Annotated in this window: 21 protein-coding genes; 5 read left to right on the top strand and 16 right to left on the bottom strand. The window is 46.4% G+C overall.

Going from position 1 to position 23,600, the window contains the following annotated elements; all coding sequences use genetic code 11:
- Positions 1 to 57: 57 nt before the first annotated feature.
- The 11 genes from AACR75_RS13830 to pilM form a co-directional block, all read right to left on the bottom strand.
- Complete coding sequence (locus AACR75_RS13830) at positions 58 to 744, bottom strand: phosphoglycolate phosphatase (protein ID WP_026027427.1); 687 nt, start codon at positions 742 to 744, stop codon at positions 58 to 60.
- A 95-nt stretch (positions 745 to 839) separates the two neighbouring features.
- Positions 840 to 1,514, bottom strand: a complete 675-nt coding sequence (rpe, locus tag AACR75_RS13835; protein ID WP_013855893.1) for a ribulose-phosphate 3-epimerase — start codon at positions 1,512 to 1,514, stop codon at positions 840 to 842.
- Positions 1,515 to 1,626: 112 nt separating this feature from the next.
- Positions 1,627 to 2,457 carry a Dam family site-specific DNA-(adenine-N6)-methyltransferase gene (locus AACR75_RS13840; RefSeq protein WP_013855892.1) on the bottom strand — a complete coding sequence of 277 codons (831 nt, stop codon included), beginning with the start codon at positions 2,455 to 2,457 and terminating at the stop codon, positions 1,627 to 1,629.
- Between the two features lie 69 nt (positions 2,458 to 2,526).
- Positions 2,527 to 4,026, bottom strand: coding sequence for an SPOR domain-containing protein (locus AACR75_RS13845; RefSeq protein WP_047690564.1), 1,500 nt, complete (start codon positions 4,024 to 4,026; stop codon positions 2,527 to 2,529).
- Positions 4,027 to 4,074: 48 nt separating this feature from the next.
- Positions 4,075 to 5,163: a 3-dehydroquinate synthase gene (gene aroB, locus AACR75_RS13850; protein ID WP_026027426.1), complete on the bottom strand. Its 1,089-nt coding sequence runs from the start codon at positions 5,161 to 5,163 to the stop codon at positions 4,075 to 4,077.
- 24 nt (positions 5,164 to 5,187) lie between these two features.
- Entirely contained in the window at positions 5,188 to 5,709 is a 522-nt protein-coding gene (aroK, locus tag AACR75_RS13855) for a shikimate kinase AroK (RefSeq protein ID WP_010317691.1), read from the bottom strand.
- Positions 5,710 to 5,895: 186 nt separating this feature from the next.
- On the bottom strand, positions 5,896 to 7,611 hold the full coding sequence (locus tag AACR75_RS13860; RefSeq protein WP_047690566.1) for a type IV pilus secretin PilQ: 1,716 nt from the start codon (positions 7,609 to 7,611) through the stop codon (positions 5,896 to 5,898).
- A gap of 23 nt (positions 7,612 to 7,634) precedes the next feature.
- Entirely contained in the window at positions 7,635 to 8,156 is a 522-nt protein-coding gene (locus AACR75_RS13865; protein WP_017047272.1) for a pilus assembly protein PilP, read from the bottom strand.
- Positions 8,143 to 8,736, bottom strand: a complete 594-nt coding sequence (locus AACR75_RS13870; protein WP_013855887.1) for a type 4a pilus biogenesis protein PilO — start codon at positions 8,734 to 8,736, stop codon at positions 8,143 to 8,145. The genes AACR75_RS13865 and AACR75_RS13870 overlap by 14 nt, the downstream gene beginning before the upstream one ends.
- Positions 8,729 to 9,331 carry a PilN domain-containing protein gene (locus tag AACR75_RS13875; protein ID WP_047690569.1) on the bottom strand — a complete coding sequence of 201 codons (603 nt, stop codon included), beginning with the start codon at positions 9,329 to 9,331 and terminating at the stop codon, positions 8,729 to 8,731. Before AACR75_RS13875 ends, AACR75_RS13870 begins: the two co-directional genes overlap by 8 nt.
- Positions 9,321 to 10,331: a type IV pilus assembly protein PilM gene (gene pilM, locus AACR75_RS13880; protein WP_047690571.1), complete on the bottom strand. Its 1,011-nt coding sequence runs from the start codon at positions 10,329 to 10,331 to the stop codon at positions 9,321 to 9,323. Before pilM ends, AACR75_RS13875 begins: the two co-directional genes overlap by 11 nt.
- A gap of 149 nt (positions 10,332 to 10,480) precedes the next feature.
- Between pilM and AACR75_RS13885 the strand changes: the two genes are divergently transcribed.
- Positions 10,481 to 12,979 carry a penicillin-binding protein 1A gene (locus tag AACR75_RS13885; RefSeq protein WP_047690573.1) on the top strand — a complete coding sequence of 833 codons (2,499 nt, stop codon included), beginning with the start codon at positions 10,481 to 10,483 and terminating at the stop codon, positions 12,977 to 12,979.
- A 36-nt stretch (positions 12,980 to 13,015) separates the two neighbouring features.
- On the opposite strand, the gene oxyR is transcribed toward AACR75_RS13885, so the two are convergent.
- Entirely contained in the window at positions 13,016 to 13,906 is an 891-nt protein-coding gene (gene oxyR, locus AACR75_RS13890; protein WP_026027425.1) for a DNA-binding transcriptional regulator OxyR, read from the bottom strand.
- Positions 13,907 to 14,052: 146 nt separating this feature from the next.
- Here oxyR and AACR75_RS13895 point away from each other — a divergent pair, with 146 nt between their 5' ends.
- The 3 genes from AACR75_RS13895 (at position 14,053) to AACR75_RS13905 (ending at position 16,749) form a co-directional block, all read left to right on the top strand.
- Positions 14,053 to 14,781: a redoxin family protein gene (locus AACR75_RS13895; RefSeq protein ID WP_047690576.1), complete on the top strand. Its 729-nt coding sequence runs from the start codon at positions 14,053 to 14,055 to the stop codon at positions 14,779 to 14,781.
- Between the two features lie 113 nt (positions 14,782 to 14,894).
- A complete protein-coding gene (locus tag AACR75_RS13900; protein WP_047690660.1) occupies positions 14,895 to 16,364 on the top strand; it encodes a dihydrolipoyl dehydrogenase in 1,470 nt (489 codons plus the stop codon).
- Positions 16,365 to 16,494: 130 nt separating this feature from the next.
- Positions 16,495 to 16,749, top strand: coding sequence for a DUF3624 domain-containing protein (locus AACR75_RS13905; protein ID WP_013855880.1), 255 nt, complete (start codon positions 16,495 to 16,497; stop codon positions 16,747 to 16,749).
- 193 nt (positions 16,750 to 16,942) lie between these two features.
- Here AACR75_RS13905 and argH read toward each other — a convergent pair whose 3' ends face one another.
- From argH to argC, 4 genes are all read right to left on the bottom strand, one after another.
- A complete protein-coding gene (argH, locus tag AACR75_RS13910; RefSeq protein ID WP_013855879.1) occupies positions 16,943 to 18,817 on the bottom strand; it encodes an argininosuccinate lyase in 1,875 nt (624 codons plus the stop codon).
- Between the two features lie 129 nt (positions 18,818 to 18,946).
- A complete protein-coding gene (locus AACR75_RS13915; RefSeq protein ID WP_047690578.1) occupies positions 18,947 to 20,170 on the bottom strand; it encodes an argininosuccinate synthase in 1,224 nt (407 codons plus the stop codon).
- A gap of 93 nt (positions 20,171 to 20,263) precedes the next feature.
- Complete coding sequence (argB, locus tag AACR75_RS13920) at positions 20,264 to 21,055, bottom strand: acetylglutamate kinase (protein WP_017049212.1); 792 nt, start codon at positions 21,053 to 21,055, stop codon at positions 20,264 to 20,266.
- 23 nt (positions 21,056 to 21,078) lie between these two features.
- Complete coding sequence (argC, locus tag AACR75_RS13925) at positions 21,079 to 22,080, bottom strand: N-acetyl-gamma-glutamyl-phosphate reductase (RefSeq protein ID WP_017049213.1); 1,002 nt, start codon at positions 22,078 to 22,080, stop codon at positions 21,079 to 21,081.
- Between the two features lie 155 nt (positions 22,081 to 22,235).
- Here argC and argE point away from each other — a divergent pair, with 155 nt between their 5' ends.
- Positions 22,236 to 23,372, top strand: coding sequence for an acetylornithine deacetylase (argE, locus tag AACR75_RS13930; RefSeq protein ID WP_047690581.1), 1,137 nt, complete (start codon positions 22,236 to 22,238; stop codon positions 23,370 to 23,372).
- The last annotated feature ends 228 nt before the right edge of the window (positions 23,373 to 23,600 follow it).

Genomic DNA, 23,600 nt, shown 5'->3' on the forward strand with positions numbered 1-23,600 from the left:
CGCGGTTTATGCAGTGTACTCATTGACGAGTATTTTACTAGCGCATTGTGTGAACTTTTATGCTGAAACTCGCAACACATCAAGCAATTGGTCGATACAGTCCGCCACGTAATCAGGGTTGGAAGCTGAAATGGGCTCACCGTGATTGTAGCCATAAGTCAAACCAAATGAATAACAACCCGCATTTTTAGCCGCTAAAATATCGTTTTTCGAATCCCCAACCATCAACATTTCCTTGGCCGTTAGTTGATGTTTATCCAATAGCCAGTTAAGCGCCATTGGATCAGGTTTTTTGATCGGGAAGGTATCACCACCAATCACATCACTAAAAAAGTGCTCAATACCATGTTGTACCAATACGTCAGGTACAAACTTAGACGGTTTATTGGTCACCAAAGCTAATGTGAATCCAGCACTGTGTAGCTGCGCTAAGGTTTCTTTCACTTGGGGATATAAATGGCTCAGTTTATGGCCCGTTTGGGCATAAAATTCATCAAAACGCTCACGAGCGGTGGCTTTGATCTCATCGCTAAGATCAGGGTTGATGGTTAAACTTTGGCTAAGTGAGCGAGCGATCAGCACATCTGCACCATTGCCGACGTAATCACGCACTTGCATTTCTGATACTGATGAATAGCCTAACGATTGTACCGCTTGGTCGGCGGCTACGGCTAAATCTGGCACGCTGTCGAGCAAGGTACCATCGAGATCAAAGGCGATTAATTTAATTGAGCTTAAAGACATCTTAACTTCCGAATAATAGACAAGGGGCACAAAGCCCCTTGTTGCGTTATAAGTATGTTGCGTAGTGATTATTGAGGTGTAGTCAGTATTATGACTTAGCGCGCCACTTTGGCTAATTCTGCGCGCATCTCATCAATCACCGTTTGGTAATTAGGTTGACCAAAAATAGCCGAGCCTGCGACAAACATATCTGCGCCCGCTTGCGCAATTTCACGAATGTTATCGACTTTGACCCCACCATCAATCTCAAGGCGGATATGACGACCCGATTGCTCAATCAATTGACGCACCGCGCGCAGTTTATCCAACGTATGCGGAATAAAAGATTGACCACCAAAACCAGGGTTAACCGACATCAGTAAAATGAGGTCCACTTTATCCATAATAAATTCGAGATGCGCAAGTGGCGTAGCTGGGTTGAGCACTACACCCGCTTGGCATCCGTGCTCTTTGATCAATTGCAATGTGCGATCAACGTGATCAGAAGCTTCCACATGAAAAGTGATCATCGAAGCCCCTGCTTTGGCAAAATCAGGAATGATGCGATCAACCGGTTTAACCATCAGGTGGACATCAATCGGTGCCGTAACACCATAGTCACGCAGCGCCTTACAAATCGGAGCACCAAAGGTCAAGTTGGGAACGTAGTGGTTATCCATTACATCAAAATGGACAACGTCTGCCCCAGCGGCAAGCACTTTCTCAACATCTTCGCCAAGACGAGCAAAATCTGCTGAGAGTATAGATGGGGCAATTAGGAAATCTTTCATACCTGACCTCTTAGGCTAGTGGGCGCAAATGCGTGATGAGCAAAATTCGCCCGCAATTCTACCTAAGCTGGCCAAGATATCCTAGCGCGACACCCGATTTAACTGCGAAATGTTAACCTTCGCATTCCGCTGTATTGAACAGTGCCAACAACTCATCTACTTTGTTGCGCCCTGCTCCATTACGGCTAATGGTGCGCTTAACCTTGACCACGTTAAGTTCTGCACCATGATATAAACGGCGCGTTAACTTAGTGTCATGATTGGAAATCAGTACCGGTATTCCACGATCATTGGCGGCTTTTTCGGCGACATCGGCCAATGAGGCTTGATCATCCAATGAAAAGCCATTACCAGAATAAGAAGTAAAATTGGCGGTAGTAGAGAGTGGCGCGTATGGCGGATCGCAATAGACAACACAGCCCTTGCGAGCACGACGAAACGTCTCTTCGTATCCTTCGCAAATAAAGGTCGCTTTCTTGGCTTTCTCGGCAAAAAACTCCAATTCTGCTTGCGGGAAATAAGGCTTTTTGTAAGAACCAAAAGGCACATTGAAACCGCCTTTTTTGTTGTAGCGACATAAACCATTAAAACCAAAACGGTTCATGTATAAAAACGCCAACGAACGATACAGTACATCATCGGTTTTATTGAACTCTTTGCGAATATCGAGATACGCTTCTTTACGGTTGTTATCGGCCGTGAACCAACGCTTAGATTCGGTGATGTACAGTTCAGGTTGATCTTTGATCAGGTTGTACAAGTTGATGAGATCAGGATTGATATCGGCCAACAAATACTGTTCAAAATCAGTATTGAGGAACACAGAGCCAGCACCAACAAAGGGTTCAACCAGTTTACGCGCTGGCGGCAGGTGACGTTGAATCTCTTCGACTAGGCCATACTTACCACCAGCCCATTTAAGAAAGGCACGCTGCTTCTTCATTTACTGCTCTATCTTTCAACCACGAAATAAGGCTGCGGAATGTAACATATTTTTGCGTCAAGCTCAGCGTTATTTCGCACGATCAATCTCTCGCTGTACTTGGCTGAGTGATTTGGCCCAAGGGCCTTGCAATTGCAACGCTTTCGGTAAGGTTTCAACGGCATCACGCGCAAACTGGATGGTTGGGTAATTACCATAGGTGATGATGTACCACTCCACATCATTGCGTGCTGTCGGATAAATACGCACCTTTTCTTGCAGCGCGTAGGTGTTAAGAAAGTTTTGCGCTTCAGCAAGCGAACTGACCGCCGCTAATTGCAAAGTATAACTGCGTGGCGAGAAGGCTTTGAGTTCTTCTCTCGCAAAGGAGAAGGTGATTTTCGTTGGCGCAGCAGCAGTGGCAGTCTCACTTACGGGCACAGTTTGCGCCGTGCGGTTTTGTGCATCAGCAAGTGCATTATTAATCACTGACGTATCGGCTTTGGTCGAATTGCCTTCCAAAAGCGCATCCACAACATCAGACTCAATCACCACTCGTTGCTGATCGCTGTCAATTATGCCCACGCTCTCTGAATTCTCCATCACATCGGGTGGTAACGAACTGGAATCATCTTCAGCATCTAAATAACTCGGGTCACTTTTCGCAAGCTCCTTCCCATTATTGGTGGCGTCAGTTGCTGAATCATCGTTAAGCGTATTGACTGTTGGTGCAGCAGCATCCCCTAGCGTCGGAATCACCGTCTGCTCGAGTGTGCCTGTAATTTGCGACGCTTGCTCATCGGGTGAGGGCTGGGTAAATAGCCACCAGTAACCACCACCGATGATGAGCAGAAGCAGTAAAACCAAAGCAGCGATCTGCACAGGAGAACCGATAATCGAACGGATGATGATCCTTTTTTCCATTTTCTGCTCTCCTAATGCCATGATTTCCCCAGGCACGCGTTTCACCTTTTTGTAAGCGTTGCGTACGCGGCGCTCCATCTCATCGGGTACATAACGCATGACCAGATTTTCAAAAAAGCGATCCGCTTCTTCATTGCTTAGGGCTTCAATCTCAAGCTCTACGGGTTTATGCTCTTGTCCGTAGCTTAAACGAGTCAGCAAAGCATCAAGGCTATTGGCTTGTGCAAATAATACGACATTGATGGTCCACAATGGATTGGCTTGTGCTTCTAACACCAGCATCCATAGCTCAGACACTAAGGTTTCGGAGAGTAGATGAGCGTCATCGACAACAATCACCACATCACAACCGCCACCATCCAGCAGGCGAACTAAGCTGTCAGAAAGTGTATCGTGAGGATTAAATAACGGGCCTGAAACGATTTGGGTAAGAATGGTCGCCCGACGCTGCTGGTCATCTTGATTGGGATGACACAGCAACAGCGATTGGTTTTTATCTTCGGCCCACGCTTCTAAATAACGCTGTGCTAACCAAGATTTACCAAAACCTAATCCACCACCAACGGTAATGACATTTGAGCCAAAATTGGTCAATAATTGCAAACGCTCAAGTAGCTCGACTTGCGAATCTAATTCCAATATACGTAATTCATTCGCCAAACTCATTAGGCCGTCCTACTGACAGACAACTGTCAAATTAGTATCAATGAAGATTTACAGGGTGCGGCAGAAGTCAATCGCTTGTTCAATGACCGCTTCGGGTACACCTTTCACTACTTGTGATGTACCAATACTGGTTGGTAGCACCAAACGTAGTTCGCCTGAAAGCACTTTTTTATCACGCATCATGTGTTGCATAAAGTCAGAAAACGACATGCTTTCGGGCGTATGAATCGGTAAATTTGCTCTTTTGAGTATAGAAACAATCCGCTCGACTTGCTGATCGTTAATTAAACCTTGTAACTGCGCCGTTTTAGCGGCCATCACAGTTCCGGCAGAAACCGCTTCACCGTGTAGCCAATTACCATACCCGAGCTGCGCTTCAATCGCATGACCAAATGTATGACCTAGGTTCAACAACGCGCGAATTCCCGACTCTTTTTCATCTTGAGCGACCACATCGGCTTTAATTTGACAGCAGCGAGCGATGGCATAACTTAGCGCTTGCTCATCTAAGGCATAGAGTTTATCGAGATTCTCTTCCAACCAGACAAAGAAATCATGATCGTAAATGATGCCATATTTGATCACTTCCGCCATACCAGCGGCAAATTCTCGCGCAGGTAAAGTCGCCAAACATTCAGTATCAATAATGACGGCTTTCGGCTGATAAAATGCACCAATCATGTTTTTACCTAAAGCATGATTGACTGCGGTTTTACCGCCAACGGAGGAGTCCACTTGCGAAAGCAGCGTGGTCGGTATTTGGATAAAATCGACTCCGCGCTGATAACAGGCTGCGGCGAATCCAACTAAATCACCAATCACGCCACCACCTAAAGCGATGATCACCACATCACGGCTGTAATTACCTTCCAGCAGGTAACTCATCACCGTGTTAAATGTATCTAAAGTTTTGTACTGCTCGCCATCTGGCAGTTCAAGCAAGGAGACGTTACAAGCATGCGGTGCAAGAAGGGCGAAGATTTTATCCGCGTACAAAGGCGCGACCGTCACATTACTGATGACGACGACTTTTTGTTTGGCCGATAAGAAAGAAAGGAGGGCCGGATCATTAAATAATCCGGCGCCAATTGAGATTGGGTAGCTACGCTCATCTAAACTGACCGTAATCCGTTCCATGGTTTGCACTCCAAAATAAAGAACTTAGGAATGTTCTTCTAGCATTTTTACGATCTCGTTGGCTACCACTTTTGCACCTTGATCGTCAGTACGAACCGTAAAATCAGCGATCTCAGCGTAAAGATCGTTACGTTCATCAGCCAAGCATTCTAAGACTTCACGTGGATTGTCTGTTTGAAGCAATGGCCGTTTTTTGTCACGGTTCGTGCGTGCAAGTTGTTTTTCAATCGTCGTTTCAAGGTAGACCACAATACCACGAGCAGATAAACGATTACGGTTTTCTTTACTCTTAACAGAACCACCGCCTGTTGCGAGTACAATACCTTGTTTCTCGGTTAGGTCATTAATTACAGCTTCCTCACGTTTACGGAAGCCCTCTTCACCTTCGACGTCAAATACCCATGCGATATCTGCGCCTGTACGCTCTTCAATGACTGTATCTGAGTCTAAAAACTCCATATGCAGTTGTTGAGCAAGATGTCTACCAATTGTACTTTTGCCGGCGCCCATTGGGCCAACAAGGAAAATATTGCGTTTCTCAGCCATGTTTAGCAGTAATTTACAACGTTAATTCAATGACATCGCCACAAGATTAGCCAGTATAATACTGACCGTTAAGACGCTCGTGGCACCTATTCCTCACAGATGATTCGTGATAAGACCCGAAATTATCTAGATATGGTGCCACTAATGCAACTTTATTTTTTAACCAATCGCAATATCAGCCGTAAGTTATTGAATGACGACTTTCGGTGTCACGAAAATCAGCAGCTCACTTTTGCCTACTTGTTCATAGGAACGGCGGAACAATGCACCAAGTAATGGCAAATCACCAAGTAATGGCACCTTATCCACCGTATTGTTGACGCTATGTTGGAATATTCCACCAAGGACCACGGTTTCTCCATTATTGACCAATACTTGAGTGCCAATACGCTGAGTATTAATTGCAACCGCTTCTCCCGTCCCTGTTTTTACAATATCCCCAGGCCGGTCTTGAGTGACACTGAGATCTAACACTAAGCGATTATCCGGCGTTATCTGCGGCGTCACTTTTAAACTCAGCACCGCTTTTTTGAAGGCGACTGTCGTTGCGCCGCTGGAAGAAGACTCCAGATAAGGGATCTCCGTACCCTGCTCGATGTAAGCGGGTTTCTTGTTGGTCGTGATCAAACGAGGGCTGGAAATGATCTCCGCTTTCGACTCACGTTGCAGCGCTGAAAGCTCTAAATCCAACAACATATCCGACCCCAACTTAGCCACTTGGAAGGCTATACTTGAGGCGTTAGCGGAGGTCGCCGCTAAGTTTACGTTAAGGAAGTCATCAACGGGCAATGTGCTTTCCCCCAACTTGCCCACTTGGAATAAATTACTTTCAATACTTCCGCCTGCGGTGTTGTTGCCATTGGTCGAAGTAAAGCCCCAGCGTACGCCAAGTTCATCCAAATTACCTTCGTTGACCGTAACAATGCGCGCTTCAATCTGTACCTGTTTGACCGGGATATCGAGCGATTCAACAATTTGGCGTATCACCACAATATTCTCAGCCAATTCACGGATCAGCAGTGAGTTGGTTCGCTCGTCGATACTGATGGAACCTCGCTCAGACAACATGCTGACCGCCCCTTCACCGCCAATCATCTGCGCAATATCAGACGCCTTAGCAAAATTAATTTTGATGATTTCAGAACGTAGATCGCCCAACTCTTCAGCCAAACGTGCCTTTTCAAGCTGCTGCTTTTCACGTAAATCCAACTCTTCTTTAGGTGCAACTAAAATCACATTGCCGTCAACACGCTTATCTAATCCCTTGACTTGCAAAATGATATCGAGCACTTGCTGCCAAGGCACGCCATCAAGCCGTAGCGTCAGGTTACCAGTGACCGAATCTGAGACGACTAGGTTAAACACGTTATAATCTGCGATAAGCTGCAAAACATTTCGCACAGGAATATCTTGAAAGTTAATCGAGATAAGCTTGCCCTCTTTCTCAAGAATGCTCTTCGGCTTAGGTTTTTCTTGTTCTTTCAGTTTGCCAATCACCACCTCAAGGTATTTCCCTTTCAAGCTGTAATCATACTTAAACTCGCCATGAATGGTCGCCAGTAACTGTGTACTTGGCTCTTTGCGCAATACCTCGATACTCTCAACAACGGTTGCAAAATCTTTGACGTCCAAGACATACAGTTTCTCATTGGAGACATCCGTCTTAAGCAGTTCAATTTGTAAACCGTCAGCCACTTTCTGCACATTAACTACTGTCGAAGGTGATGCGAGTTCAACAATCAATACAGCGTCTTTGTTTTTATTGACTCGAAAATCAATGCCTTTAAGCTCGTTGGTCTGCGTCGTTTCTGCCGCCACACTTAGCCCTGCCACACTCAATAATAAGCCAAATAAGAGGCTCCGAAATACCATAGTCATTTGTGTCTGTAGTCCTTTAATCATAGTGATTTCTCTAAATTCAAATTCTATTTCAGAGCCAATTTGACGTTACGTTGATTCCAACAACCTAAGCCGTCTGGCAAGGTTTCATTGATCAGCAGGTAATTGGAATCAACTCGAGTAACTTTGCCGTGATTCAAACCTAAATATTGTCCCGCTTTCACATTGACGACCTTGCCTTGGGGCGTTTGCACTAATGCCGATACCGCGCCCCCGCTACTCATCACGCCTTTTAATCGAAGTTGATTAAGCGGATAGCGCTCTAGCTGGCCATTTTTACTGCGAGCCGGAGGTTGCCAGCAATCTGCCTTCACTACAGGCTGATTTTGTACAATCGCTTCTTTAGGCAGCACAAAAGGTTCGCGGGATTCATGTTGCGCATAATGAGCAACTTCAAATTGAATAATGGGTTTTAATTTGGAGACTTCTTTGCGTGCTTGCCCCTCGACCTGCTCCACATAAACCTTCAATGAATCTTGATTCGCCTTACAACCAACCAATACACTGGTACTAAACAGCACCATCAGCAGCAGATTATTGTTTTTCATCGTCCACCTCTTGCTTGAATTGGTAGGTATAAGCGCGCACCCTAAAATGTAACGTGCTGCTTTCCTGGCTAACCCGTTGCCAATCAACATCATCGAAATTAATAATGCGGGGCAATTTCGCGATCGCCTCTGAGAAATCACCAATGTCGTGGTAATTACCAGTTAATTCGATATTGAGCGGCAAACGATACAGAAACTCTTTATTCTGTTTTTCTCCCCAATCAATACGAGTAAAGGTTAACGCGTTATCTAGCCCTAGTTCATTGACCGATGCGAGCATGCTTGCGAGCTCTTTTTGCACGGGTAATTGGCGTAATAAAAAATCATAACGTTCAGTTAATTCATCCAGTTGAGCTTGCAACTGGGGTAAGGTGGCGGCTTTGCTAGCCTTAATCCGTAAGGTCGATTTCAGCACCTCTTCTTGCTGTTTTAAGTTCTGCAATTGCTCATTTTGAGGCATCAGGTAGAACCACGCGCCAACGCCTTGAATAATCAGCATCAACACCAAAATAACCAGCAGTTGAGGCAGCAACGGCCATTCAGCCATTTCATCCATATCAAGATCTTGAAAACTAGTCATGGACAGCTCCTGTAGGCCGAATCTTGGTTAGTGCAGCGCCCTGTGGTGTCGGCGAATGAAACATAAATGACACTTTAAACGTCTGAAACTCCTTACCAAATCGCTTATTACCGTGCACGATAGAGTGCATGTTGACATCGGAAAGTAAGGCTGATTTTTCAAAATTATCGAGCATGGTCGCAAGACGCGCAGTGCTGTCACTGATGCCCGTAATTTCAATTTCTTCACCATTCATTTTGATCTTATCGACGTAGACTCCTTCAGGCATAAGCTGTGGCATCAAGTTCATCAACTCGGTGGTTTTATTGCGTTGACTTTGCAATGACTCAACAACCGATAAGCGAGTTAATAGTGCCTTGTGTTCTTGTTCCGTCATTTTTAATGCATTGATCTGTTTATCAAGCTGCTGAATGTATTGATTCAAATAAGCCAAACGAGACTCTTGCTGCTGCGCTTGCCCAGAGAAATACAAACCGATACCCCATTGAATACCAACAGCGCTCATCACACCTAAGACGACCAAGCCCATAAAACGACGCTTATGCGCCGCTCTTTGTTCCTCTCGCCAAGGCAGTAAGTTAATACTATGCAACATGAGAAGACTCCAACCACTCGATACCACGCAGTGCAAGACCAGCTGCGGTGCTAAAACTCTGCCCAGACTGCTTACCTCGCTGGCGTTTCGCTAACTTATTGTTAAACAGAAGAAAGGGATCGAGAATCTCGCACTCAAGCTTGAGACGCCGCGAGATCTCTTGCGCCAACATCGGAGTATCTGCACCACCACCTGAGAGCCAAATGCCTGCTAAACTGCCCGCGCCATTGACGGAGGTGAAAAGCTGCAACTGACGTTGAAGTCGCTCGATCAACTCATGCACAAAGCGCTCGTTTTTATCGGCTAATTCCGCATTGGTGCCCGACATCGCGCTGTCTTGGGACAACCACTGACAACCGAGAGGGATCTCTTTATGAAAAGGGGCTTTATCAGTAAAATCAATACAGAGCGCCGTTTGGGTATGGCCCACATCCATGAGCATCCAATCGCTGCGATGTTGTGCCCTGCTCGCCAACTGCCAAATGTTTAACAAACTGTGTATTTGCACATCAACCGCGATCGGTAAAAAGCCCGCTTTTTGAGCCGCTAACGCACGGCTTTCCACGACGTCTTTACGAGTGGCGTAAACTTGATAACTTACGGTGCTACTGCGACTTACGCTTTTTTCCATCACTTTGACGAAATCGAGACTCAGTTCTTCTATCGGGAACGGTGACTGATGAGAAAATGCCTGATAAATAGCAAACTCTTTTTCACGCGCCTGCAGGTCACTATCTATCTGTAATACCTTACTTATTACCGCATTGTCCGGTACCGATATGGCGACTTTGCGACTAAATAGTGGTAAACCCTTTCTTAGTTCTTTGAGTTTCTTTACAATTTTCTGATAATCCAGCGTGTGGTTATCGGAGAATATGTCCTCAGTAATAAATAATTCTTTATAACCGACGAGTGCATATGAATCACCCGCTAGCTTTAACACCACCGCTTTAATACTATGGTGGCCAATATCTATACCCGTAACCATTGATTTACCCATACGGCTTAGCTCCAGTAACGCTGCTTAGGCTTAGCTCGATTTGCTTATTTTGAGGTTAAATAAGCCACAATTTATTTTTAGAGCTAAATTTTTAGCCTAGAGTACAAGGGTTTGCATAAGGGCAGCCTTAACTAAACAGGGATTATCCGGTGAAGTTCATAAAGCGATTGTTATTACTTTCATTGATTTGCATTATTCTTGGAGTCACTACGATATTTGGCTTCTATTTTTACGTGAAGCCAGACCTCCCCGATGTAGCGACTTTACGTGATGTACAATTGCAGACACCGATGCAGGTCTATAGTCAAGATGGCAAGCTCATCGCCCAATTTGGAGAAAAGCGCCGAGTTCCGCTGCGTATTGAAGAGATCCCGCCTGAACTTATCGAAGCGATTATCGCCACCGAAGATAGCCGCTTCTACGAACACTATGGTTTTGACCCAATTGGTATCACTCGTGCTGCGGTCGCTGTGATCGCCTCAGGTAGCGCTAAACAAGGTGCAAGTACCATTACTCAGCAGCTTGCTCGTAACTTCTACCTCTCTAATGAGAAGAAGATCATGCGAAAAATCAAAGAGATTTTTATCGCTATTCATATCGAACAATTGCTGACGAAAAAAGAAATCCTAGAGCTTTATCTCAATAAAATTTATCTCGGTTACCGATCGTATGGAATTGGAGCGGCAGCCCAAGTTTATTTTGGAAAAGAAGTCAAAGATTTAACGCTGAGTGAAATTGCCCTGATTGCAGGACTTCCCAAAGCACCTTCAACTATGAACCCTATCTATTCTCTAGATCGCGCGACTAACCGCCGTAACGTGGTGCTACAGAGAATGCTTGATGAGAAATACATAACCCCAGCGCAATATACGCAAGCCCGCTCTGAGCCCTTAATGTCGAAATACCACGGTGCTGAAATTGAACTTAATGCACCTTATGTGGCAGAAATCGCCCGTTCATGGATGGTGGAGCGCTATGGTGAAGAGTCGGCCTATACCTCTGGCATGATTGTCACCACAACGGTAGATTCCAAACAGCAGCAAGCCGCGAGTAAAGCTGCAATCAATAACCTACTCGCCTATGATGAGCGTCATGGCTATCGCGGTGCTGAAAAAGTAGTTTGGAAAGAAGGCCAAACGCCATTGAATGAACAGCAACTGGCCGAGCACTTAAATAATGAACCGACTTATGGAGATTTATTACCAGCCGTCGTTACCCACGTAAGCAGCCAATCGGCTACGGTTTGGGTTAAGAACCAAGGATTGCAGACCATTGAATGGCAAGGCATGAACTGGGCTCGCCGTTTCTTAACTGATTCTCGACAAGGACCGGTTCCGAGTACAGCGATGGAAATCATCGCCGCTGGTGAACAAATTTGGGTACGTAATCGTGCTGAATACAGTGATGACCATACCACCGACGAAGTACCACAGTGGTACTTAAGCCAAGTACCCAATGCCAACACTGCCTTTGTTGCCATGAACCCAGAAAATGGGGCGGTACTGGCGCTGGTTGGCGGCTTTAACTTTGTGCACAATAAATTTAACCGTGCGACTCAATCGGTGCGCCAGGTCGGCTCAAGTATTAAACCCTTTATCTACTCTGCCGCCATCGATAAAGGCATGACCTTAGCGACGCTCATTAATGATGCGCCGATTAACCAGTGGGACCAAAGCCAAGGTACAGCATGGCGTCCTAAAAACTCACCACCGACTTATATTGGCCCAACTCGTCTTCGCGTTGGCTTGGCTCAATCCAAAAACGTGATGGCGGTGAGAGTGCTACGCGCTGTTGGGCTGGATGAAACACGTGAGTATCTCACTCGCTTTGGTTTTGATATTGACCAAGTACCACGCTCAGAAACCATTGCCTTAGGTGCGGGAAGCTTAACGCCGGTTAAGATGGCGCAAGGCTATTCCGTGTTTGCCAATGGTGGCTATTATGTTGAACCCTATTACATCAGCAAAGTTGAAGATCCCTTTGGCAAACTTGAGTATCAAGCCACACCAAAAGTCGTTTGCCAACAGCAATGCACCCCAGACACAAATGAGTTCGATGAACAAGATGTTGCATCGCACTATGCTCCACAAGTAATTTCCGAACAAAACGCATTTCTTGTCCGAGAGATGATGTACAGCAATATTTGGGGTGGCGGAAATTGGCGTGAAGGAACAGGTTGGAATGGTACAGGCTGGCGTGCACAAAAGCTGGGGCGTCGTGATATTGGTGGTAAAACAGGAACGACCAATGACTCCAAAGATGCGTGGTACAACGGCTATGCACCGGGCATGGTCGCTATTGCTTGGGTCGGATTTGATGATCATAACCGCAACTTAGGTAGGACAACCGAAAACAGCAATGTAGATGACGATGGTGTATCCGGTGCGGAAGCGGGAGCAAAAACGGCACAACCCGCTTGGATTGATTTTATGCGTCAAGTACTGGTCGATGTGCCAGCGCAAGACAAACCCATTCCCGCCAATATTGTGCGGGTAAGAATCGATATCGATACCGGCTTGTTAACCAATAAGTTTGATTCAAGCTCGATGTTTGAATACTTCATTCAAGGCACAGAGCCAACCGAGTATGTCGCAGAGAGTGTCTCTGACAACATCTACTCTTCACCTACAGGTGAAGAGCTATTCTAAAGCTCAGTAAAAAGAGGCTAAATTTAGCCTCTTTTTTTATTTCTCATTTAGCTTTGTTTTGATTGCGTGAGCCAACTGCTCAAAACGCTGCCTCAATGGCGATCCCGGCCGATAAGCTAATACTAAGCGGCGTGAAGGCTGCGGGTTGACCGCTTTAAGGTAACAAACACCATCCTTCTCTTTGACATCTGGTAAAGAGAGTTCAGGTAACAGGGTAATTCCCCCACCCGCTGCGACCATATTACGCAGCGTCTCTAAGCTGGTCGCTTTAAAACGTTCGTCATCTTTTGCGCCTGCCGCAAAACAGAAACCTAAGGCTTGATCGCGTAAGCAATGACCGTCACCTAAAGCCAATACCGTTCGCCCTTTCAAATCCAACATACTTACTTCACTTTTTGCAGCCCATTCATGCCCACTAGGCACGGCAATACTCAATGCTTCGTCATACAGATCAATCTCTTTAAAGTGAGCCGTTTCCGCAACGGAGGCCAACACTAAACAATCGAGTTTTCCATCTTCTAACTGGCGCACAAGCTGTTGGGTTTGCGCTTCGTGTAAATAGAGCTCCAGTTCAGGAAATTGCTCTTTTAAAAAAGGCACAATACGCGGCAAAAGGTAGGGGCCTAAAGTGGGAATGAACCCAATATGGATAGGACCACTCATCGAGCCACCCTGGCCGCTAGCCATATCTCTGAAGGTTTTGATTTCACTTAAAATACGCTTGGCCTGATCGACCAATTGCAGGCCCGAATCGGTGAACAATACTCTGCGACTGCTGCGCTCTAATAATACCGTTCCCAGCTCATCCTCCAGTTTGCGGATCTGGCCACTGAGTGTTGGCTGGCTCACAAAACAAGCTTCTGCTGCTTTACGAAAATGTTTATGTTCAGCTAATGATACTAAGTACTCAAAATCACGAATGTTCATCTTCAATCTCAATAGAATCCACCTATCAAAACCATAGCATCAAACGATTGGAGCTATCAAAGGTTTTCTTCCATAATGGCTTCAACAAATGAGAGCAGCGGCTCTTAAAATCATAACCTAACTTAGAAAATCACAAGGAAAATAGAATGTTAGTATCTAAAGAAGGCCAAGCGGTACCACAAGTCACTTTCCCTACTCGTCAAGGTGATGCTTGGGTTAATCTCACAACAGATCAATTATTCAAAGGTAAAACCGTTATCGTATTTAGCTTGCCAGGTGCCTTCACCCCAACCTGTTCATCAAGCCACTTGCCGCGTTACAACGAACTGTACCCGGTGTTTAAAGAGCATGGCGTTGATGACATCCTATGTGTTTCGGTGAACGATACCTTTGTGATGAATGCTTGGAAAGCAGACCAAGAAGCAGAGAATATTACTTTCATTCCTGATGGCAATGGCGAATTTACTGACGGTATGGGTATGTTAGTTGATAAAAGCCAAATCGGTTTTGGCAAACGTTCATGGCGTTACAGCATGCTAGTCAAAGATGGCATCATCGAAAAAATGTTTATCGAAGCTGATGAACCGGGTGACCCGTTCAAAGTATCAGATGCTGACACCATGCTGAAATACATTGCACCTAACTATCAAACACAAGAATCGGTTACCGTATTTACTAAACCAGGTTGCCCATTCTGCACTAAAGCAAAACAACTCTTGATTGACCACGGTCTTCAATATGAAGAAGTGGTATTGGGTAAAGATGCAACCACAGTGAGCTTACGAGCTATCACAGGCCGTACCACCGTTCCGCAAGTTTTCGTTGGTGGTAAACACATCGGCGGCAGCGAAGAGCTAGAAGCTTACCTGGGCTAATCACGCCTGCCCTAGGAAAATCTTCCTAGGGCATCCTCCTCATTTAGACTCAATGACAGCATTATTAAATGTTGCCATCGACTATCCACATTCCAAATTTAGAGAAAGCGATGATGAAACAGTTAAACGTTGATGTAGCCATTATTGGTGGTGGGACCGCTGGACTCGGCGCTTATCGTGCAGCAAAAGCACATACGACTAGTGTCGTCATGATCGAAGGTGGCCCATACGGAACCACATGCGCTCGCGTCGGCTGCATGCCATCTAAGTTACTGATTGCGGCCGCTGAAAGCGTCCATCACATCCACAAAGCTCCTGCTTTTGGTGTTCATCCTCAAGGTGAAATTGTCATTAATGGACGTGAAGTGATGGCGCGGGTAAAACGTGAACGTGACCGCTTTGTCGGATTTGTGCTTGAAGGCGTTGAGGAGATCCCCGCTGAAGACAAAATCTCAGGCTACGCCCAATTTATCGACAACCACACCCTACAGGTCGACAACCATACACGAATCAGCGCCAAGCGGATCGTGATTGCTACCGGTTCTCGCCCAGCCTACCCCGCGGTATGGCATGAACTTGGCGATCGCTTAATCATTAATGATGACCTATTTGAGTGGGACGACTTACCCGAATCTGTTGCCGTATTTGGCCCAGGGGTGATTGGCTTAGAACTAGGTCAAGCCTTACATCGCTTAGGGGTAAAAGTGAAGCTGTTCGGCATTGGTGGACAAGTTGGCCCATTAACCGACCCTGATGTGATGGCTTACGCCGATAAAACGTTTAAAGAAGAATTCTATTTAGACGCTGACGTTAAAGTGGAAAGCATGAAACGCATTGCTTCTCCAACAGGCCAAAACGACAAAGTTGAAATCCAATTCATCAACCGTGAAGGGCAGCTCGAGACATTTGTCGTTGACTATGTGTTGGCGGCAACCGGTCGTCGCCCGAACGTAGATAAATTGGCAATTGAAAATACCGATGTAGCCCTTGATACGCGCGGCGTACCAACGGCTGATCACTATACGCTGCAAACCTCTGTAGACAGTATTTTCATTGCTGGTGATGCTAGTAATCAACTGCCACTGCTTCATGAAGCAGCCGATCAAGGTCGTATTGCAGGGGATAACGCTGGCCGCTACCCAGATATTCGCGCCGGGCTTCGTCGTTCCTCTATCTCAGCGGTTTTTTCAGACCCACAAATTGCGATGGTCGGTGAATCCTACAAACAGCTAACCACTCGTTTGGGAAATTGTGGCTGTTTTGCTATCGGTACTGTGTCGTTTGAAAATCAAGGCCGTTCACGCGTCATGCTGCGCAATAAAGGGTTATTGCATGTGTATGGCGAACAAGGAACAGGGCGATTTTTAGGCGCTGAAATGATGGGGCCGAATGCAGAGCACTTGGCTCATTTGCTGGCGTGGGCACATCAAAATCAGATGACGATTTCACAGATGTTGGATATGCCTTTTTATCACCCCGTAATTGAAGAAGGCGTGCGCACCGCGCTGCGTGATCTAAACGCTAAACTGCATTTAGGTCCTGAGATGATAAAGCATTGCATGGACTGCGGTCCGGGCTGTTAATTTTCAACATCCATTCATGCGGTCGCCCTTGTGCGGCCGTTTTTTATACGCTTTAGTTTCAGCCGCGCCTTAGACTCACACCTTCGCGCACGTTATACTGCCGTTATTTTCTCTTTCAATGAACGCGCTTATGCCTTGCAATAACTGCCAATCTTCGTGGTTTTGGAAAAAAATCGGTCGCTGCCAACGTTGTATGGATCAGCTCACTGTTTTGTCTGTTGGGTGCTGGCTTGTGTGGTGGTGGTTATGCAGGGAGAACCCTAAAACCATTGAATCGATCAGCTTGCTAATAGCGGGTTTTGCCTTTAACGGTTTGCTGTTTTTACATCTGTGGATGAAGTTTGTGGTACTCCCTTGGCGTAAGCGGCAAGGGCGCGACAAATAAAAAGCTAAAGAGCACAAAAGAAAAAGCCCCAGAACCAATAGTAGGTTTGGGGCCTTCTTAGATTCTTCTAAGAAAAAGCAGTGGTACAGTTATAGACCACGCTTTTCTTAAATTGTTCCGTGATCATTCGATCTTTTTGAGATCTTTTTCCAAGGCCTCATTAACGGCAATGATCGCGTTGGTAATCAACGCATTAAGCGACGTTGACTCGCTTGATGATCTGCTCAACCAAATTGATCTCAAGCGCCACTTCATCACAAGCGTGCTGCCGTGGGCATTGTTCACAATCTTTAAGCACTTTCTCTGGCAGTAAGCTTTTTGAGGTTGGAATAAAATCATGCTTCATGAAAAACTCTGGCGTTCGAGTCAGAACAAACACTTTCTTAATCGCCATTTGCCGCGCTTTATTCACCAAATACGAGACGATCGCTTTTCCTTGTCCTTGACCTTGCCAACCTGCTTCTACACCAAGCGAACGAATTTCAGCCAACCCAGAGTCATAGACATATAACGAGGCGCATCCCGTCACTTCACCATGGTGTTCCGCCACGGCAAACGAACCAATATCGCGCACCAACTCATTGCGTGAACGGGGCAAGTTTTCTCCCATATTCGCCCAATAAGTGACCATACTTTCTAGCGTTTCAATATCCGTCAAACGGGCAGGACGAACTTTCACCGCCGTGGTGTCACGTTTGTCTAAACGCGCTTTGGCTTGGTCAACCGCATAGGCCACTTGTTTTGGCGAAACGCCACCTAAAGCGCTGCGTTTTTCTAAGCAAGATTCGATGGTGAGGATCGCATAAACATCATCTTCAATGACCGACGAAAACTCTTTAAGCTCGGCAAGGGTCAGTTCTTCAAGCGCACACCCTTTCGCGATCGCGCCAACCACCGCTACGCCCACAATATGGTGCGCTTCACGGAAAGGGATCCCTTTGGCGACTAAATAATCAGCTAATTCGGTAGCATTGGCATAGCCTTGTTTGGCCGCTTCTAAAGTCCGTTCGGTTTTAATTTTGATGCCATCAAAGCAAAGCGCAGCCATTTCCATGCAGTCGTTCCAAGTATCCAGCGCGTCAAACAGCCCTTCTTTGTCTTCTTGCATATCTTTGTTATAAGCCAATGGTAAGGCTTTGACCGTCATCATCATGCCCGCAAGCGAGCCATAAACACGGCCAGTTTTGCCACGGATCAGCTCTAATGCATCAGGGTTTTTCTTTTGCGGCATCAAGGATGAACCCGAAGTCACGGTGTCAGCCAGTTCGATAAAACCAGACTCACCCGAGTTGTAGAAGATCATATCTTCCGCCAAACGCGATAAATGCAGCATCGAGATCGACGCCACCGACATCAATTCCATCACGTGATCTCGGTCAGATACTGAATCGAGCGAGTTACGCGTGGCACGGCGAAACCCTAAATGATGAGCAAGCTGTTCACGATCAATCGGATAGGCCGTACCTGCCAGCGCGCCGGAGCCAAGCGGACAAGTATCAAGGCGCTTAATCGCATCATTTAAACGAGAGTAATCACGCTCAAACATTTCAACATAGGCCAAACACCAATGCGCAAAGGTCACTGGTTGCGCACGTTGCAGGTGGGTATAACCGGGCAAAACCGTCGCTTGGTGCTGCTGAGCAACCGACACTAGTTTCGTTTGCAGGCGATCTAACCCCAACAGTAATTGCTGACCTTGCTGGCGGCACCACAATTTTAAATCGGTCGCGACTTGGTCATTACGAGAGCGCCCAGTGTGCAGCTTTTTGCCTAAATCACCTACTTTGCTGATCAACTGCTGCTCAACCCAAGAGTGAATATCTTCTGCATCAGAGCGTAAGATCTGCTCAGGATCTTCCATCACTTCCAGTTTGAGTTCGTTGAGCGCAAGTTCTAGTTTTTGCTGCTCCTCTTCGCCCAAAACATTCACTGACACCAACGCCTTTGACCATGCTATAGAGCCCACAATGTCTTGTTCAGCCAATCGGTAATCAAAGCGAAGTGAATCGTTGAACTCTTTGAACCTCGTGTCTGCTGCTTGGGTAAATCTACCGCCCCATAATGCCATTGCGTATCTCCTGCTCTTAGGTCGCGACTGAGCGTGACCACATCAAATTGCTCAATCATTTTTATAATAAAGATCGCTACTAGAGCGATCTTTTATTGTTATTTTTGTGTCTCTACCTTGGGTGTTAACCTAGGCTTTATTCTTTTTTGCTTCGTTCAATGCTCTGATCCGGCTTGCCAACGAATAGAGACGAATGAAGCCGCCCGCGTGGCTTTGGTCATACACAACATCTTCACCAAAGGTCGCAAACTCTTCCGAGTACAAGCTGTTTTCAGAACGTTTTTGCGTCACTATCGCTTGCCCTTTGTAAAGCTTCACAACCACTTCACCATTAACATCCTGTGCCAGCTCATCGGCTGCGGCCATGATGGATTTACGCAGCGGAGTGAACCAACGGCCATCGTATACAAGATGCGACGCTTTGACACCCAGTTCTTCACGAAATTCGAATGAGGCTTTATCGAGCACTAACTGCTCAACAGCACGCAACGCTTCCATCATGATGGTGCCTCCTGGGGTTTCATAACAACCACGAGACTTCATACCAACCAAACGGTTTTCGACGATGTCGATACGACCAACGCCGTGTTTAGAGCCTTTCTCATTAAGGTAAACGAGTGCGTTGTAAGGCGTCATCAGTTCACCATCGACGCCAACAACTTCGCCTTTCGCGACCTGCAGTGTGACAAACTCTGGTTCATTTGGCGCTTGCTCTGGATCCACAGTCCATACCCAGCAATCCTCATTAGGGGCGTTCCAAGTACTCTCAAGCACGCCACCTTCGGTCGAAATGTGCCACGCGTTCGCATCACGCGAGTAAATTTTCGTCAATGAAGCGGCGCAAGGAATGTTACGCTCAGCAAGGAAATCAAGACACTCTTCACGACTCACGATGTCCCACTCACGCCAAGGGGCAATCACATGTAAATCAGGCGCTAGGGCTGCAAACGCACCTTCAAAACGCACTTGGTCATTACCTTTCCCCGTACAGCCGTGACACAGCGCATCGGCACCCACTTTACGCGCTACTTCAACTTGCGCTTTGGCAATGATTGGGCGAGCCATTGACGTCCCAAGCAGGTATTTACCTTCGTAATAAGCACCTGTTTTTAGTGTTGGGTAGATGTATTCAGCGACCATCTCTTCTTTAAGATCGACCACATAACACTCTGACGCGCCAGACGCTTTCGCTTTCTCTTCAATGCCGACCAATTCTTCTTCACCTTGGCCGACATCGGCAACAAAGGCAACCACTTCACAATCGTAGTTTTCTTTTAACCACGGAATGATTACCGAGGTATCTAGACCGCCAGAGTATGCGACAACGACTTTATTGACTTGAACCTTGCTCATCTTACTTTCTCCATTTCCCGGCGCTGCGCTTGGCGGTCAGTGCTCTGGGTGATTAATTACTTACAGCTGTTATCAACAACTGATTAAATGCGTTTATTGAGGTAAAAATTGGGTCCCGATACTTTCGCCCGCAAACAATTTGCTGAGCTTATCTGGGTAACGCCATGTCGCCACTTCAATCGGGCGACCTAAATCATTTGCCGCTTCCAGCGCCGCTTTCACTTTGACAATCATGCCATCCGTGATCACTTTGCCTTTAATCAGCGCATTGGCCTGCTGCTCATTGAGGCTCGACAACAAATGGCCTTTGCCATCCAGCACACCGCTCACATCGGAAAGCAGAACGAGCTCTGCGTCCAATGCGCCAGCCACTGCAACGGCTGCTTGATCGGCGTTGACATTCATCATTTGGCCATCAGCAGTCAGGCCAATCGAGCTGATAATAGGCAAACCACCAGCGGCTAAAATCGCTTGCACGATTTGTGAATCACCAGGAGAAGCCTTGCCCACTGCGCCGAGTTCTGGATCCAACTCTTCGACTTTGCATAGCCCGCCATCAGCGAGCGATAAACCAACCGCATTTAAGCCATCTTTAATCGCTTGCCCTTGCAGCATTTTGTTGGCTGTCCCAGCCAGCGCGCCTGCAATCAGCGGAATTTGGTCATAAGGCGTGACACGCAAACCTTCTTTCTTCACGGTTTTTAGTTGTAATTTCGCCATCAGGTCATCGACGAGATAACCGCCCCCGTGCACGATGACAATTCGTCGCTGAGCTTGGGCTTGATACAGTGCGATTGCGCCAAACAGTTTGCTTAGCGTTTCAGAACAAGACAGCGCCGCGCCGCCTAACTTAATCACTAATGGATTTTGCTTTGTATCTATCATATTTAACCCTTACGCTTGGTGCGTTACACCAAAGCCGTTAGCTCAGAAAAACCGTAATGAATATTTAAACACTGCATCGCTTGGCTCGATGCCCCCTTTAATAAATTATCGATCGCGGACACGACGATAATATGCTCACCTTGCACTCGCCAACCGAGGTCGCAAAATGGTGTAAATTCAACATCTTTGATGCTCGGCAAGGTTGATTTGAGCCGAACCGCTGGTTTGTTAGCGTACGCCTTCTCAAAAGCATGGCTGACTTGTTGCTCTGAAATACCTGATGCAAGCTTCATTGTCACGGTGGCCAAAATACCGCGTTTGAAATTCCCTAAGTGAGGCGTAAAAATCACATCACATCCTAAATGGGCGACGATTTCAGGTTGGTGGCGATGAGTAAACACGCCGTATGGCTGTAAGCTCACTTCACAAAAACTGTTGGTTAATGTCGCTTTTCTGCCCGCGCCGGTGACACCGCTGGTGGCATTAATCACCGGCCATTGAGTTGTATCTAACAAACCCGCTTCAACCAAAGGCTTTATCGCAAGTTGCGATGCGGTTGGATAGCAACCCGCAACAGCGATCAATTGGCTCTGCTTAATTGCCTCACAATTCCATTCCGCCAGTCCATAAACCGCGTTTTCTAACCATTTAGGGTGTTGATGTTTAAAACCATAGTAATTTTGGTAAAAATCATCACCTTTGACGCGAAAAGCACCAGAAAGGTCGAAAACTTGACAATTTTGCGCAAGAAAAATAGGCGCGAGATCATGGCTCACCTCATGAGCCGTAGCTAAAAACACCACATCACATTGGCTTGCAACGCTCACCGGATCCATTAATGGTTGTACCTGCATGTCGACAATACCGGAGAGTTTGCCATGCAGCTCAGCCATTGGTTTTCCAGCATCTAGGCTATTGGCGGAAACGTATAAACCTGATAGCGTGAGTTGTGGGTGTTTTTGCACCATATACGCCAACTCAGCGCCGGTATAACCGCTAGCTCCGATAATTGTGGTTTTCAACATCTCGTGACATCCAATTTCAAGGTAAAAAAGACAATCTAAAAATGACTATAAATTTCAAAAAAGACACTTAACTCGGTTTTTTATTCACACAAAGTGATTTAATATGTGTTTTACCTTCTCGCAATTACTCTGTCAATACTAGGAGCAAAGATAATATGCAATTACCCAGTTTTCTTGAGGTTTACCAAGGTCTGATTTCGACCTCTTCCATCAGCTCCACAGATGCTCGTTGGGACGAAGGTAACCAAAGTGTGATTGATAAATTGGCAAGCTGGTTTTCCAGCTTAGGGTTTGTAGTCGACACCATTGAAGTCGCGCCGGGAAAATACAATTTAGTGGCGAAGAAAGGGTGCGGCGAAGGTGGCCTACTGCTCGCGGGGCACAGTGATACCGTTCCATTTGACGAAGGGCGTTGGAATTTTGAACCACACGCGTTAACGCAAGCCAATGATCGTTTCTATGGCTTAGGCACGGCAGACATGAAAGGCTTTTTTGCTTTTATCTACGAAGCGGTGAAAAAAGTCGATTGGAGTAAACAGAGTAAACCGCTGTATGTGTTGGCGACCTGTGATGAAGAAACCACCATGCTCGGCGCGCGTCATTTCGCTGAACATGCACCATTTCAACCGGATTACTGCATTATTGGTGAGCCGACTAGCCTTGTGCCCATCCGCGGCCATAAAGGCCACGTAGCCAACGCTATTCGAGTGACAGGAAAATCGGGCCACTCGTCTGATCCTGCTCTGGGCGTAAATGCCATCGAAATCATGCATGAAGTGCTGTTCGCGTTAATGCAACTGCGCGACAAATTGATCAAAGAGTACCATCACCCAGGCTTTGCCATTCCTCACCCTACTTTGAACCTCGGTCATATCCACGGTGGCGATAGTCCAAACCGCATTTGTGGCTGCTGCGAATTGCATTACGATGTGCGCCCGCTGCCCGGCATGAGTCTAGATGGGCTCGATAACTTGCTGCGCAATGCACTGAATGAAGTCAGTGCAAAATGGCCCGGACGCATTGAGATTACCGCGCTGCATGATGCGATTCCGGGTTATGAATGTCAGCATGATCACCCCTTTATTGGCAACATTGAAGAGATTTGCAATACCGCTTCACAAACCGTGAATTACTGTACTGAAGCACCGTTCTTACAACAATTATGCCCAACACTGGTACTCGGCCCAGGTTCGATCGATCAAGCGCATCAACCGGATGAATTCCTAGCGTTTGAATTTATTGATCCAACCATCTCGATTTTGTCCAAAGCAATGTATAAATACTGCTTCTAGCCTACCAAGCTTACTCAAGCGATAAATGCCTGACAGGGTTTCTACGGTCAGGCATTTTTGTAATAAAATTTCAGTAATTTACGCCAATTATTCACCAAATGATCACGTTCAATAACATTCAGCAATAATCGTAAAAATAGTCGGCTTTATTTGACTCTACAGGGATCTTTTCGCTAGATTGTGTACTTAGCAAGGAACAATGGATGTAATTTTTTTACAAGGCAGGAT

The organism is Vibrio sp. ZOR0018, assembly GCF_963865925.1.
Lineage (GTDB): Bacteria > Pseudomonadota > Gammaproteobacteria > Enterobacterales > Vibrionaceae > Vibrio > Vibrio anguillarum.

Coding starts and splice junctions, on each gene's coding strand:
- argE (WP_047690581.1), top strand. CDS start 22,236: ATGCAATTACCCAGTTTTCTTGAGGTTTACCAAGGTCTGATTTCGACC.
- AACR75_RS13870 (WP_013855887.1), bottom strand. CDS start 8,736: ATGACTAGTTTTCAAGATCTTGATATGGATGAAATGGCTGAATGGCCG.
- AACR75_RS13860 (WP_047690566.1), bottom strand. CDS start 7,611: ATGATTAAAGGACTACAGACACAAATGACTATGGTATTTCGGAGCCTC.
- AACR75_RS13875 (WP_047690569.1), bottom strand. CDS start 9,331: ATGTTGCATAGTATTAACTTACTGCCTTGGCGAGAGGAACAAAGAGCG.
- AACR75_RS13905 (WP_013855880.1), top strand. CDS start 16,495: ATGCCTTGCAATAACTGCCAATCTTCGTGGTTTTGGAAAAAAATCGGT.
- AACR75_RS13840 (WP_013855892.1), bottom strand. CDS start 2,457: ATGAAGAAGCAGCGTGCCTTTCTTAAATGGGCTGGTGGTAAGTATGGC.
- argB (WP_017049212.1), bottom strand. CDS start 21,055: ATGATAGATACAAAGCAAAATCCATTAGTGATTAAGTTAGGCGGCGCG.
- rpe (WP_013855893.1), bottom strand. CDS start 1,514: ATGAAAGATTTCCTAATTGCCCCATCTATACTCTCAGCAGATTTTGCT.
- argC (WP_017049213.1), bottom strand. CDS start 22,080: ATGTTGAAAACCACAATTATCGGAGCTAGCGGTTATACCGGCGCTGAG.
- pilM (WP_047690571.1), bottom strand. CDS start 10,331: ATGGGTAAATCAATGGTTACGGGTATAGATATTGGCCACCATAGTATT.
- AACR75_RS13830 (WP_026027427.1), bottom strand. CDS start 744: ATGTCTTTAAGCTCAATTAAATTAATCGCCTTTGATCTCGATGGTACC.
- AACR75_RS13865 (WP_017047272.1), bottom strand. CDS start 8,156: ATGAAAAACAATAATCTGCTGCTGATGGTGCTGTTTAGTACCAGTGTA.
- AACR75_RS13915 (WP_047690578.1), bottom strand. CDS start 20,170: ATGAGCAAGGTTCAAGTCAATAAAGTCGTTGTCGCATACTCTGGCGGT.
- aroK (WP_010317691.1), bottom strand. CDS start 5,709: ATGGCTGAGAAACGCAATATTTTCCTTGTTGGCCCAATGGGCGCCGGC.
- AACR75_RS13900 (WP_047690660.1), top strand. CDS start 14,895: ATGAAACAGTTAAACGTTGATGTAGCCATTATTGGTGGTGGGACCGCT.
- argH (WP_013855879.1), bottom strand. CDS start 18,817: ATGGCATTATGGGGCGGTAGATTTACCCAAGCAGCAGACACGAGGTTC.
- aroB (WP_026027426.1), bottom strand. CDS start 5,163: ATGGAACGGATTACGGTCAGTTTAGATGAGCGTAGCTACCCAATCTCA.
- oxyR (WP_026027425.1), bottom strand. CDS start 13,906: ATGAACATTCGTGATTTTGAGTACTTAGTATCATTAGCTGAACATAAA.
- AACR75_RS13895 (WP_047690576.1), top strand. CDS start 14,053: ATGTTAGTATCTAAAGAAGGCCAAGCGGTACCACAAGTCACTTTCCCT.
- AACR75_RS13845 (WP_047690564.1), bottom strand. CDS start 4,026: ATGAGTTTGGCGAATGAATTACGTATATTGGAATTAGATTCGCAAGTC.